The organism is Bacillus vallismortis (genome assembly GCF_004116955.1).
Classification (GTDB): Bacteria; Bacillota; Bacilli; order Bacillales; family Bacillaceae; genus Bacillus; species Bacillus vallismortis.
Genome location: NZ_CP026362.1, coordinates 2,683,700 through 2,697,654, shown reverse-complemented (window position 1 = coordinate 2,697,654; position 13,955 = coordinate 2,683,700). Strand labels below are relative to the sequence as shown.

The 13,955-nt window shown below is 45.8% G+C and carries 11 protein-coding genes; 8 read left to right on the top strand and 3 right to left on the bottom strand.

From position 1 onward, the window contains the following. Positions 1–27 precede the first annotated feature (27 nt). The 6 genes from ltaS1 (at position 28) to BV11031_RS14470 (ending at position 6,998) form a co-directional block, all read left to right on the top strand. Positions 28–1,947: a lipoteichoic acid synthase LtaS1 gene (gene ltaS1, locus BV11031_RS14495; RefSeq protein WP_010329171.1), complete on the top strand. Its 1,920-nt coding sequence runs from the start codon at positions 28–30 to the stop codon at positions 1,945–1,947. 234 nt (positions 1,948–2,181) lie between these two features. Continuing rightward, entirely contained in the window at positions 2,182–2,946 is a 765-nt protein-coding gene (locus tag BV11031_RS14490; RefSeq protein ID WP_010329172.1) for a glucose-1-phosphate cytidylyltransferase, read from the top strand. Positions 2,947–2,952: 6 nt separating this feature from the next. After that, positions 2,953–3,921, top strand: coding sequence for a GDP-mannose 4,6-dehydratase (locus tag BV11031_RS14485; protein WP_041952554.1), 969 nt, complete (start codon positions 2,953–2,955; stop codon positions 3,919–3,921). Positions 3,922–3,944: 23 nt separating this feature from the next. Beyond that, positions 3,945–4,856 carry a putative nucleotide-diphospho-sugar transferase gene (locus BV11031_RS14480; RefSeq protein WP_010329174.1) on the top strand — a complete coding sequence of 304 codons (912 nt, stop codon included), beginning with the start codon at positions 3,945–3,947 and terminating at the stop codon, positions 4,854–4,856. Positions 4,857–4,884: 28 nt separating this feature from the next. Then, complete coding sequence (locus BV11031_RS14475) at positions 4,885–6,048, top strand: glycosyltransferase family 2 protein (RefSeq protein ID WP_010329175.1); 1,164 nt, start codon at positions 4,885–4,887, stop codon at positions 6,046–6,048. A gap of 14 nt (positions 6,049–6,062) precedes the next feature. Continuing rightward, a complete protein-coding gene (locus tag BV11031_RS14470; protein ID WP_010329176.1) occupies positions 6,063–6,998 on the top strand; it encodes a putative nucleotide-diphospho-sugar transferase in 936 nt (311 codons plus the stop codon). A 37-nt stretch (positions 6,999–7,035) separates the two neighbouring features. Here BV11031_RS14470 and BV11031_RS14465 read toward each other — a convergent pair whose 3' ends face one another. After that, complete coding sequence (locus BV11031_RS14465) at positions 7,036–8,256, bottom strand: MFS transporter (RefSeq protein WP_010329177.1); 1,221 nt, start codon at positions 8,254–8,256, stop codon at positions 7,036–7,038. Between the two features lie 168 nt (positions 8,257–8,424). Here BV11031_RS14465 and BV11031_RS14460 point away from each other — a divergent pair. After that, a protein-coding gene (locus tag BV11031_RS14460) for an IS3 family transposase (protein WP_128568190.1) occupies positions 8,425–9,773 on the top strand; the annotation gives its coding sequence in 2 pieces (ribosomal slippage) (positions 8,425–8,869 and positions 8,869–9,773; 1,350 coding nt in all). 35 nt (positions 9,774–9,808) lie between these two features. Here BV11031_RS14460 and BV11031_RS14455 read toward each other — a convergent pair. Together BV11031_RS14455 and bcaP are read right to left on the bottom strand one after the other, a co-directional pair. After that, positions 9,809–10,516: a YjjG family noncanonical pyrimidine nucleotidase gene (locus BV11031_RS14455; protein ID WP_010330342.1), complete on the bottom strand. Its 708-nt coding sequence runs from the start codon at positions 10,514–10,516 to the stop codon at positions 9,809–9,811. A 92-nt stretch (positions 10,517–10,608) separates the two neighbouring features. Then, positions 10,609–11,994, bottom strand: coding sequence for a branched-chain amino acid transporter BcaP (bcaP, locus tag BV11031_RS14450; protein ID WP_129550780.1), 1,386 nt, complete (start codon positions 11,992–11,994; stop codon positions 10,609–10,611). A gap of 245 nt (positions 11,995–12,239) precedes the next feature. Between bcaP and yfmT the strand changes: the two genes are divergently transcribed. Next, entirely contained in the window at positions 12,240–13,697 is a 1,458-nt protein-coding gene (gene yfmT / locus BV11031_RS14445) for a benzaldehyde dehydrogenase (protein WP_010330340.1), read from the top strand. Positions 13,698–13,955 lie beyond the last annotated feature (258 nt).

Sequence of the window (13,955 nt, the reverse complement as noted above, 5' to 3'; positions counted from 1 at the left end):
AAAGTGTTTAAGAAAGTAGAGGTTGCTATGAAGAAACTTTTCTCTTACAAACTTAGCTTTTTTGTGCTGGCGGTTATACTGTTTTGGGCAAAAACGTATTTATCTTACAAAGCAGAGTTTAACCTAGGGGTAAAAGGCACAACCCAGGAGATCCTCTTGGTATTTAACCCAATCTCAAGCGCTGTCTTCTTTTTAGGACTGGCTTTGCTTGCGAAAGGGCGCAAATCAGCCATTATCATGCTGATTATCGATTTTGTGATGACATTTGTGTTATACGCGAATATTTTATTCTACCGTTTCTTTGACGATTTCCTGACGTTCCCGAACATTAAACAGTCCGGCAACGTCGGAAACATGGGAGACGGGATTTTCAGCATCATGGCCGCTCATGATATTTTCTATTTCTTAGATATCATCATTTTGATTGCGGTATTGTTCTGGAGACCTGAATTAAAAGAATACAAAATGAAAAAACGCTTTGCGTCTTTGGTGATCCTTTCCGGGGTCGCACTGTTTTTCATCAACCTGCACTATGCGGAAAAAGACCGTCCGCAGCTGCTGACAAGAACATTTGACCGCAATTATATCGTGAAATATTTAGGTCTTTACAATTACACCATTTATGACGGTGTGCAGACGGCTCAAACGGAATCGCAAAGAGCCTACGCGAGCAGCGATGATTTAACAAGCGTCGAGAATTACACGACGTCTCATTATGCGAAACCGAATGCCGAGTACTTCGGTTCTGCTAAAGGCAAAAACATCATCAAGATTCACCTGGAAAGCTTCCAGACATTCCTGATTGATTATAAGCTGAACGGTGAAGAGGTGACGCCTTTCTTAAATAAACTCGCACACGGCGCAGAAGATATGATGTATTTTGATAACTTTTTCCATCAGACCGGCCAGGGAAAAACATCTGATGCCGAGCTGACAATGGACAACTCCCTCTTCGGCCTTCCTGAAGGCTCTGCGTTTGTGACGAAAGGCGAAAACACATACCAGTCGCTTCCGGCGATTTTAGACCAGAAGGAAGGCTACACAAGCGCTGTCCTGCATGGTGACTACAAATCATTCTGGAACCGTGACCAGATTTACAAACATATTGGGTATGACGAGTTCTTCGACGCAAGCAGTTATGACATGTCTGAAGAAAACCTCGTAAATATGGGACTCAAGGATAAGCCGTTCTTTACAGAGTCGATTCCAAAACTTGAATCTCTTAAACAGCCGTTTTACGCGCATTTGATTACGTTGACACACCATTATCCGTTTAACCTTGATGAAAAAGATGCGACCATTAAGAAAGCGACAACGGGTGATAAAACGGTTGATAATTACTTCCAGACAGCCCGTTACCTTGACGAGTCGATTGAGCAATTCTTCAAGGAGCTGAAGGAAGCCGGCCTGTATGATGACTCAGTTATCGTGATTTACGGTGACCATAACGGTATTTCCGAAAATCATAATCGCGCGATGAAAGAGATTCTCGGAAAAGAAATTACAGATTACCAAAACGCGCAGAACCAGCGTGTGCCGCTGATGATCCGCGTTCCTGGCAAAAAAGGCGGAGTGAACCACACGTATGGCGGTGAAATCGACGTCATGCCGACACTTCTGCACTTACAAGGAATTGATTCACAGAAATATATCAACTTTGGCACTGATTTATTCTCTAAAGACCACGATGACACAGTGGCGTTCAGAAACGGGGACTTCGTGACGCCGAAGTACACATCGGTCGATAATATCATTTACGATACGAAAACTGGTGAAAAACTGAAAGCGAATGAAGAAACGAAGAATCTGAAAACAAGAGTGAGCCAGCAGCTGAGCCTTTCAGACAGTGTTCTGTACAAAGACCTGCTGAGATTCCACAAACTGAGTGATTTCAAAGCCGTTGATCCGTCTGACTATCATTACGGCAAGGAAAAAGAAATCAAATAAGACGAGAAAGAGCCTTGAGCGGGCACATTGCCTTCGCTCAAGGCTCTTTTTTGGTTACATAACCAACTTGAAAAAATAGATTCCATTTGGTCACCAAGGCCGGCTTTCTCTCATATCATTACAGTAGATTTTGAAACCGGTATTGAAGTGGACAAATTATCGGGGAAACGCCTTGATAGATTGTAAAGCTGTACCAGGTTTCGAACTCAATATTCATAGAGATGAGGGGTAGAGATGAAAGCGGTCATTCTCTGCGGCGGAAAAGGAACGAGAATGAGTGAAGTCACGAATGACATTCCTAAACCGCTCGCCATGATAGGCGGCAAACCGATTCTATGGCATATTATGAAAATCTATCAGTACTACGGAGTGAACGAGTTTATTCTGCTTTTGGGCTACAAAGGAGAAAAAATCAAAGAATACTTTCTCAACTATGAATGGAAGCATAACAGCCTGACTCTCGACAGTTCTACGGGAGAGGTGCAGATACTGGGACAGCCCGAAACGTGGAAAATGACGTTTTTGGAGACAGGGGAAGACACGCTGACAGCTGGAAGAATCTTGCAGGCGAAAGACTATATCGGCGATGAAACGTTTCTGCTTACCTATGGAGACGGGCTGGCCAATATCAATCTTTTCCATCTCATCAGCTATCATCAGGCAAAAGGAGCTGCCGCGACTGTCACAGGCATTGACAAAGTCTCGCAGTTCGGCACCTTGACGGTTGAGGACGGCATCGCGAAAACATTCTCTGAGAAGACCTCGAGTGACGGAATCATCAATGGCGGATTCTTTGTTCTCAGTCCCAAGGTTTTCGATTATTTGCCGAAGGACGGGAACATGATGTTCGAAGATGAACCGCTGAAGAACCTTGCCAAAGACGGGGAGCTTGCCGTGTACCGCCATTACGGATTTTGGACGGCTATCGATACGTATAAAAACCTCTTAGAAGTCAACAAGATGTGGGATCAAGGACAACAAGTATGGAAGGTATGGTGAACTGATTTGAGTTTCTGGAAAAATAAAAACGTATTTGTTACGGGGTGTACAGGTCTCTTAGGAAGCTGTTTGGTGAAAGAGCTGATCGAACAGGGCGCAAACGTGACGGGGCTTGTCAGGGATCATGTGCCTCAATCCAACCTTTACCAGGGAGAACATATCAAGAAAATGAACATTGTGCGGGGCTCTCTTGAAGACTTGCCTGTGATTGAGCGCGCGCTTGGCGAGTATGAAATTGACACCGTCTTTCACCTCGCTGCACAAGCGATTGTCGGCGTGGCCAACCGCAACCCGATTTCGACCTTTGAAGCGAATATTCTTGGCACGTGGAATATTCTCGAAGCCTGCCGGAAGCACCCACTTATCAAACGGGTCATTGTCGCTTCAAGCGATAAAGCTTACGGCGACCAAGAAAACCTTCCGTACGATGAAAATATGCCGCTGCAAGGCAAGCATCCGTACGACGTCTCGAAAAGCTGCGCAGATCTGATCAGCCACACATATTATCATACGTACGGGGTTCCGGTCTGCATCACACGGTGCGGAAACCTATACGGCGGCGGGGATTTGAACTTCAACCGGATTATTCCGCAAACGATTCAGCTTGTGCTGAACGGGGAAGCGCCGGAAATCCGCAGTGACGGCACGTTTGTCCGCGACTACTTTTATATCGAAGATGCCGTTCAGGCGTATATGCTTCTGGCAGAAAAAATGGAGGAAAACAACCTTGCCGGAGAGGCCTTTAACTTTAGCAATGAGATTCAGCTGACTGTACTTGAACTGGTCGAAAAAATCTTGAACAAAATGAACAGTAATCTGAAGCCGAAGGTGCTGAACCAGGGAAGCAATGAAATCAAACATCAATATTTATCCGCGGAAAAAGCGAGAAAGCTGCTGAATTGGACACCCGCCTACACCATTGATGAAGGACTTGAAAAAACGATTGAGTGGTATACGGAATTCTTCAAAAAGTAATATGAAACGAGGTGAACATGACTGTGACCAGCGCATATTGCACCGTTTTATCAAAAGGGAGATTATATCAGGCAGTCGCGTTATTTAAGTCGTTGGAGCAAGTTGATCAAGACAGTCCGATTTATACGTTATGCATGGATGAAGATACGCACCGCGTCTTACAGAAGCTAAAGATGAAGCAGCTGAACCTTGTGCCGGTGGCCGCGTTCGAAAATGAGATGCTTCTGAAGCTGAAGGAAACAAGAGATCAAAGCGAGTACTGCTGGACGATGAAGCCGATCTTTCTGCAAGCTGTGCTGAACAGCAATCCCGAACTGGAGCGTGTGACGTATATTGACGGGGATCTCTTTTTTTACGCCGATCCATCACTGGTTTTTGAAAACCAGCCGAACTGCTCGGTGCTCCTTTCACGGGGGGATATCGTCATCCCTTCCTTTGAGAGAGAGCAGATTGACATGCTGCAGCGTCTTTTAGGCAAATATAACTCGGGTTTTATCAGCTTCAAGCATGATGATGCCGGCATGGACTGTTTGGAGTGGTGGAAGGAACGCTGTCTTGAGGAATGCAAAAATGCCCCGGGTGAAGGGAAATTCGGTGATCAGGGCTATTTGGATTATATGTCTGAGCTGTTTCCGAATGTGTGTGACATTACGACACCCGGTGTGAACATTGGCCACTGGAACTACGGACAGCATACGTTTTCTTGGGAAGATGGCCGGATCGTGTTGGAGGATGGCAGCCCGCTGATCTTTTACCATTTCAGCGGCTACCGAATCGTCAGCCTCAATGAAATCAAACAGATCCATGAAACAACCCGTACAGACTTGCCGTTTGTGCATGAGCTGTATCAAAAGACACTGCCGCATATCATTCGGCACATCAACACGTTAGACCCTGAATTTAACGGTTTTGCTTCAAAAGATGACAACAAATAAATGATTAAATACAGGAAGTGAAAATGAAGTGAAAGCAAGCGTGATTATTCCTGCATATAATTCAAAGGAGCGTCTCTATAACAGCCTTCTGTCGTTAAACGAGCAGGAGTGCGATGAAGAATTTGAAGTCATTGTAGCCGACAATGGATCTGAGGACGGAACGCTCTCGATGCTTGAGTCGTTTCAAGCGGATTTTCCGCTCGTTTTTACAAGGATTAAAGAAAACAGGGGCATTGCGTACGGACGAAATCAGGCGCTTCGCAATGCCAGAGGAGATATCCTGATTTTTCATGACAGCGATATGCTCGCGGCAAAGGACCTTGTGGCAAAGCATATCAAGGCCCATGAGAACGAAGAGAATCTCGTAGTATGCGGTTTGTTTTGGAAGCGGATTTACAGTTTTTATTACGAACGGTTTGAAGATGAGCATAAGGAACAGCTCGCAAAGATCGTAGACGAAATGCCGAAAAAAGACAAACAAAAGCTGTTGAAGGAAGCGGATATCAAGAACGGAAGCTTTCTGGATAAAAGCTTTGACCTTGATACCGACTTTATTGACGTACTCAAGCAGATTTTAGTTGAGTACGGCGATGACCTGAAAGGCTATCATATGCCATGGCGCTTTTTTATCACGAATAATTCCTCTGTCAAACGCAAGCATGTGATTGATCTCGGTTTATTTGATGAAGGCATTGTGCGGTACGGGTTTGAGGATTATGACCTTGGGATCAGGCTACATCAGGCCGGACTGACGTTCAGGCTGCATCGCGACATCGTCAGTGTTCATCAGGAGCACCCGAGCAATTGTAAGTCTGTGGACGATATTCGGGCAAATATTGCCTATATGTGCGATAAATACAACAACATCCGGTCCTTAGACGTTCATCTCGCTTTTAACGGGCCGTTCCCGCCTGACATGACGAACGGCATCATGGCTGATATTCATAAGCTTTTGGAATCTAAGAAATACGATATGCTGCTGAATGTGTTTCTTGAGCTGCTCCATGTTGTTAAAGAACGCAATATTGACCCGGACTGGCAAAAGAAAGCCCCGAGGGTGACGGCGAAAAACTTTGATTTGCAATCTGTCCGTAAGCTTCTGCCAAAAGCGAAGAAAAAGCTAGGCGTAAACGATTTTGCCAACGCGCTGTATGCGCTTGTCAACGATTTGCTGCACGTGGATCTTAGATAATTGGATGTGGTATGGTGAGTACATTTCATTTTTCAACGATAGTGTCAAGGACGCATATCTTTAAGCTCATGCCCATGATTCATTCTCTCCATGAGCATTGCAATGATTTTCATTTATATGTGCTGTGTGTCGATCAAAAAGCGTATGAATTGCTTCAGCACGTGCCATGGGAGCATGTGACCTTTGTGCAGCTGCATGAAATGGAAGACCCGGAGCTGCTGCAAGCGAAAGGCAATCGAACGTTTCATGAATATTGCTGGACATTAAAACCCGCCTTTTTGTTCCATGTCATGAGCAAATGGGGGGATGCTGAATACTTTGCCCACATGGATACCGATCTATTTTTCTTTTCTGATCCAGCACGTATTTTTGCCGAAAACCCAGCGGCGTCTCTATATTTGACCGATCACCGGAACTCGCCGCGATTCATGTCGTATTATGAGCGGACCGGCCGCTTTAATACAGGTTTTGTCGGTGCCGGAAATACGAAGGAAGCATATGAAGCGGTGTGGCAGTGGAGACAGGACTGCGTTGCATTTTGTACGGTAGAAATGAATACGGAACGAAAGACGTACGGCGACCAAAGGTATGTGGAGAAATGGCCGGCGCATTATAAGGATGTGCATGTGGTCAAATCAATCGGAGCCAATACAGCGCTTTGGAATATTGAAAACTATAAAGTCGGACAAAAGGACGGACGCGTGTATATAGATGAAACACCGCTGATTTTCTATCATTTCTCCGGGTTTACATTGGTGACGGAAAAAGAGTTTAATCTTTGCTGGTATTACCGGATTGAAGACGAAGCGACAATTGAAATGATTTATATGCCGTATGTGTTAAACCTAAAAAGGTGGATTGACGAAATTCAGTCGGCATTCCCCGACTTTGCGGACGGCTTTATCCCGAAACACGCAGTGCCTGACACTCATTTTATACAGCTGGATTAAAAAATCCCTGCCGCATGGCAGGGGTTTTTCAGCTATGCTATTCTCTCAGCTTTTGATCGCTCGGCAATAGGAAGGCTAGGATGCCGAGAACAGGGAGAAAGGCGATGGCAATCATTGTCGGGGTCAGTCCCGCGGCGTCAATCAGAGCGCCCAGCGCCACAGCGCCGATCGCGCCCATCCCGAAGGCGAGTCCGACGGTCAAACCGGACATTGTGCCGATTTTTCCTGGAACAAGCTCCTGTGCGTAGACAACCGTTACGGAAAAGCTGGACATCAACACCAAGCCGATCAATGCGAGCAAGCCATAGGCGAGCACAGGGCCTGCGAATGGAAGCAGAATCGCCAGAGGCGCCGAGCACAGCAGCGAACAGAGGATCACAAAGCGTTTTCCGAAACGGTCTGCGAGCGGGCCGCCGAGAAACGTGCCGACAGCGCCGAACAGCAAAAAGACAAAAATATAGCTTTGTGCCTGCTGTATGCTTACGTGGTATGTATCGATCGCGTAAAACGTGTAAAAGTTGCCGATTGCACTTGTGTACCAAGAACGCGCAAAAATGAGAAATATAATCATAATAAGAGCAGATACAACAGACTTGGAGATTGCCTTGTTTTCAGCCGTTTTCTGTATGCTGCCGGACTTCTTGGCAAGGCTTCCGAGGCGTGCGGCGTACCATTTCGCAATATACAGCAGCAACATAACAGCGAGCGCTGCGACAAGCGTGAACCAAACGGCGCCGAATTGGCCGAGCGGCACAAGGATCAGTGCGGTGATCAGGGGCGCCATCGCCTGACCTGAGTTTCCGCCCACCTGATAGATCGATTGGGCGAGCCCGCGTTTGGTGCCGGCGGCCATATACGCCACACGGGAGCCTTCCGGATGGAAAATGGCCGAGCCTAATCCAATGAAAAACACACAGCATAAGATCGATACAAATGACGGGGAAAATGCAAGGCCCAAAATGCCGAGCATGCTCGCGGTCAGGCCGATTGGCAGTGCGTACGGCCGCGGCCGTTTATCGGTATACCAGCCGACGACAGGCTGCATGACTGATGACACCATGTTTAATGTGAAAGCGATGATGCCGAGCTGTGTAAACGTCAGGCTCATGGAGCGTTCCAAAATAGGAAACATGGCAGGAATCACGGCTTGCAGCGAATCATTGAGCATGTGGCAGATGCCGATGATCATCAAAATCGGATATACCGTCGTGCCGGGTTTTTGAACTGTTTTTTCTTTTAGCGGGGCGGCGATAGCCAAGTGAGTCTCCTCCTTACATATATAACCAAAGCATATCACCATATTATTCATAAGGTGAAGAATTTATCAAGAGGTAAAAAGACGCTTCTAAAAGAAAAAACATCAGCCTGATTATGAAGTGCACCCCAAATTTTAGACACAGTCTAAAATTTGGAGGTGCTTTTTCTTTTGGCTAAATTTAAAAACGAAGAAAAAATCAACGCGGTCTTACGCTATATAAACGGCAACGAGAGTTTGCTTGTGATCGCAAATCATATTGGAGTGCATAAAAGGGTACTCCAATATTGGGTGAGAAAATATCAATATCACGGTGAAAAAGCGTTCTTAAAGTCATATACAAATTATCCAGTCCAATATAAACTAGACGTACTTGACTATATGAATGAACATGGGACGTCTATCTTAGAAACAGCTGCGATATTTAATTTGCCTTCTGACTCAACGCTTTGGAACTGGCAGCACGTAGTACAAACACAAGGAGCAGACGCCCTCAAAACAAAGAAAAAGGGGCGTCCGTCCATGAAAAAGAAAACAAGAAAGCAAGCACCAGCTATAGGCTCAATAGAAGCATTACAGGCGGAAAACGAACGGTTGCGTATGGAGAATGAGTATTTAAAAAAGTTGAATGCCTTAGTTCAAAACAAGGAACAATCACCAAACAAGACAAAGCGCAAGTAGTCTATGATTTAAGGCATAAGTATCCGGTGAAAGCACTTCTCAGGCTCGCAGGTATCCCACGCAGCACCTACTATTACTGCGTAAAGCATTTTGATCGCCCTGATCGAGATGCCGACATAAAAAAGATGGTTCAACTTATTTTTAAAGAACATCAAGGCCGGTATGGATACCGCCGTATTCGTGATGAACTAAAGAATCGGGGACGAAAGGTCAATCACAAGAAGGTGCAGCGCATCATGAAAGCCCTCGGACTAAAATGTATGATTCGAAAGAAGAAATATCGTTCATATAAAGGAACAATCGGCAAAGTGGCGCCTAACATTCTAGCGCGCAACTTTAAAGCTGAAAAGCCAAATGAAAAATGGGTCACGGACATGACGGAGTTCAAATTATTTGGGCAGAAGCTGTACGTATCGCCCGTATTAGATCTGTTTAATGGTGAGATCATTACCTATACGATTGGTTTAAGGCCTGTTTATTCTCTTGTTTCGGTGATGCTTGATCAGGCATTCAAGCATTTGAAAGATGGGGACAAGCCCATTATGCATTCCGACCAAGGCTGGCATTACCAAATGAAGCATTATAGGCAAGCCTTAAAAGAACGCGGGATTACACAAAGCATGTCCCGAAAAGGCAACTGTTACGATAACGCAGTGATCGAGAATTTCTTCGGCATCCTAAAGTCTGAATTTCTGTACCTAAAAGAATTTGAAAGTATCGAACACTTAAAGCAAGAACTTGAACGATATATTGACTACTACAATCAAAAACGAATAAAGGCAAAACTAAAAGGCATGAGTCCGGTACAATACCGAACTCATGCCTCAAATACTGCCTAATGAAAACCCGTGTCTAACTTTAGGGGGTCACTTCATTAGCAGCTGACGGTTTTTTTGATATTCAATATGTCATACATCTCTTCAAGCTTGCGAATCTCATAAGTTGGCATGATCTTTGACTCATTTGGTTTCATGTCAGGATTCATCCAGCAAGTATCAAGTCCGGCGAGCCGTCCGCCTTTGATATCGGCAGTCAGCGAATCGCCGATGATTAATGTGTGCTCTGCTGAAAAGTGGGGAATCCGTTCAAACACGTAATCGAAGTATTCCTTCATGGGCTTTTGGTAGCCTGTGTCTTCAGATACGAAAATATCTTTAAAAAACGGAAATAATCCTGAATCATGAAGACGCTTGTATTGTGTTTTAGACACGCCGTTTGTCACGATATACAACTCAAACCGGTGCTGCAGATTTGAGATGAGATCAAAGGCGCCATCAATAAGCTGATGCCCTTCTTCGAGAAAGCTGCGGTATTTTTGCTCAAGCAAAGCGCCGTCCGCCTCATAACCGTATTCCTTGAACAAAGCGGAAAAACGTGTGTTCACGACTTCATCACGGGTAATCTTTTCTTCTTCAAAGGCTCTCCACAGGCCTTGATTGATTGTTCGATACTGCGTCTTCATTTCATCTGTTAAAGGAATGTTCTGATCTTCAAACAGCAAACGAAGCGCTAATGCTTCTGCCGCTCTAAAATCAAGGATGGTATCGTCTACATCAAATAATAAAGTGCGGTATTGTTTCATCAGTTTGTCTCCCATTCTGCTAGGTTCTTTAAAGTATAGCACATAAAAAAAGGGAAAAGCCGGCTGGTGAGGCACCGCCGGCTGAAATGAGATTATTTGTTTAATAAGCTGTGATTTCTCGAATACAGGAAGTAAACCACTGTTCCAACAGCGATCCAGATGGCAAATGAAAGCCATGTGACGCCGGGAAGGCTGTACATAAACCAGAGGCAGATGCCTGCGCTGATGATCGGCACAACCGGAACGAACGGCACTCTGAAGGACGCTTTGATTTCCGGATGTTTCTTTCTTAACACGATGACCGCAATGGAAATGACCGTAAACGCGGCCAGCGTCCCCATGTTCACGAGATGGGCCAGCGTTCCGAGGTTGATAAACCCGGCGATTCCCGCCGCAACGATACCTGTCAGCCACGTGTTGCGGAAAGGCGTTTTAAACGACGGATGGACCTTTGCGAACAATCCAGGCAGAAGGCCGTCTCTGCTCATGGCAAACGTCAAACGGACCTGAGCGTACAGCAAAGCGAGCATCACCGTCGTAATCCCGATAATGGCACCGACAGATATAATCCCGGCAACAGCATCCTGGCCGACGAATTTCAGCGCAAATGAGACCGGATCTCCAACGTCCAATTTCGTATAAGGCATCATGCCTGTCAGCACAAGCGATACCGTGATGTACAGAACCGTACAGACGGCAAGAGCTGAAATAATGCCGACGGGCATGTTTTTTTGTGGATTTTTCACTTCCTCTGAAGCGTTAGAAACCGCGTCGAACCCGAGATACGCGAAGAATACAGTTGCCGCGCTGACAATGACGCCTGTCATCCCGAACGGCATAAAAGGAGACCAGTTATCCGGCTTGACATAACCGAGGCCGACAATGATGAACAATAAAATGATCCCGATTTTCATCAGGACGATGACGTTGTTAAAGCGTGTGCTTTCCTTGACGCCTCGGCTGACAATCGCAGTGATAATGAGAATGATCACCGCAGCCGGAAGATTAAACACGGCGCCCGGCGTGCTCCCCGGCGCTCCTGCCAGTGCGGCCGGAATATGAAGGTTGAAGCCGGCAAGCAGGGATTGAAAGTATGAAGACCAGCCGGTGGCAACTGCCGACAGCGCAATGACGTATTCAAGCATGAGATCCCATCCGATCAAAAAGGCGAGCAGTTCTCCGAGTGTCACATAGGAGTATGAGTACACACTTCCCGAAATTGGAATCGAAGACGAAAACTCAGCATAGCAGAAGGCGGCGAGCGCACAGGCGAGACCCGCTAAAATAAACGAGATGATGAGAGCTGGACCTGCACCGGTCGCGGCCACTGTTCCTGTAATGACAAAAATCCCTGTACCGATGACACAACCGATGCCGAGCAAGGTTAAATCAAATGCGCTTAACGTACGGGCAAGGCTTTTTGACTTGCTCTGCGCACTCAATGTTTCAAGCGTTTTTTTTCTAAATAATGAACTCATCAAAGTTCCTCCTGAAAAATTCAAAATATTCTAATCATTATATACAGTTCTTCTTATATGATATTGTCGAAATTTGGCGCAGTCAACATAATATTTTTTCACTTTAAATGATAGAAGCAAAACAGCGTTGTCGTAGGATAGAATAGTAATTTACTAATAAGATATTCAATTTTATGCAGGGGGAACCGATAGAAACAATAGATTCGCCCACATTATGACTTTCGATTAAAAAGGAGATGCTGACCATGTTTCAATATGAAGAGTTGAATAAACAGTTTATCGGCGGGAAATGGCAGGAGGGCAGCAGCCCAAATGTATTGGAAAACAAAAATCCTTATACTCAAAAAACATTCACAACTTTCCAAAAAGCGACTGCTGACGATGTAGATGAAGCGTACCGCGCAGCGGCGCTGGCAAAGAAAAAATGGGATGCGGTCAATCCGTTTGAGAAAAGAACCATTTTAGAAAAAGCCGTCACGTATATTGAAGAAAACGAAGAAGCCATCATTTATCTGATTATGGAAGAGCTTGGCGGAACAAGGCTTAAAGCGGCCTTTGAAATCGGGCTTGTGAAAAATATCATAAAAGAAGCGGCAACGTTCCCAGTCCGTATGGACGGAAAAATTCTTCCATCAACAATAGACGGCAAGGAAAACAGATTATATCGCGTGCCGGCAGGCGTGGTCGGCGTGATCAGCCCATTTAACTTCCCATTCTTTTTATCGATGAAATCAGTGGCGCCCGCGCTTGGAGCCGGCAATGGCGTCGTGCTCAAACCGCATGAGGAAACGCCGATCTGCGGCGGCACGCTGATTGCGAGAATTTTTGAGAACGCGGGAATTCCAGAGGGGCTGCTGAATGTCGTTGTCACAGACATTGCAGAAATCGGAGACAGCTTTGTCGAACACCCGGTACCGCGGATCATCTCGTTTACAGGTTCAACGAAAGTCGGCAGCTACATCGGCCAGCTTGCGATGAAGCATTTTAAAAAGCCGCTTCTTGAACTCGGCGGCAACAGCGCCTTCATCGTACTTGAGGATGCGGATATCGAATATGCGGTCAATGCGGCGGTGTTCAGCCGATTTACACACCAAGGGCAGATTTGCATGTCGGCCAACCGTGTACTTGTTCACTCATCAATTTATGATAAGTTCCTTGAAATGTATCAGGCAAAAGTGGAATCACTGAAGGTCGGCGATCCAATGGACCCTGATACGATTATTGGGCCATTAATCAACAGCAGACAGACGGACGGGCTGATGAAATCTGTTGAAAAAGCAATTGAAGAAGGCGCTGTTCCAGTGAAGCTTGGCGGATTTAACGGGACGATCGTGGAACCGACGATCTTAAAAGACGTGAAACCGTTCATGAGCATCGCCAAGGAAGAGCTGTTCGGACCTGTCGTTTCCTTCATGAAGTTTGATTCAGAAGACGAAGCGGTGGATATCGCAAACGAAACGCCGTTTGGCTTGAGCGGTGCCGTACATACGTCAAATCTTGAGCGCGGCGTGGCTTTTGCGAAGCGCGTTGAAACAGGCATGATTCATGTCAATGACACGACCATCAATGACGAACCGAATGTGGCCTTCGGCGGTGAAAAGCAATCTGGTCTCGGCCGTTTGAACGGCGAGTGGAGCCTTGATGAATTTACGACGCTGAAATGGATCTCGGTCCAGCACGAAAAACGCAGCTTCCCTTATTAATAAAAAAAGGAGTGAATGGAATTGAGCATAAGAACGGAAAAAGAAACGGCAGACCTTCTGGACGCGTTTATCAAAGTAGCCCCTTATCTAAACAGCTTGGTCCAGGATGATATTACAATCGGCATTTACGATACGGAAAAACTGCTTGTGAATATACCGGCCAAAACCTTTTCGCTAAACGTAAAAGCCGGTGATCCGCTGCAGGAAGGGGATATTATCACAGATGCCATCCGCACCAATCAGAAGAAGACGAGCATG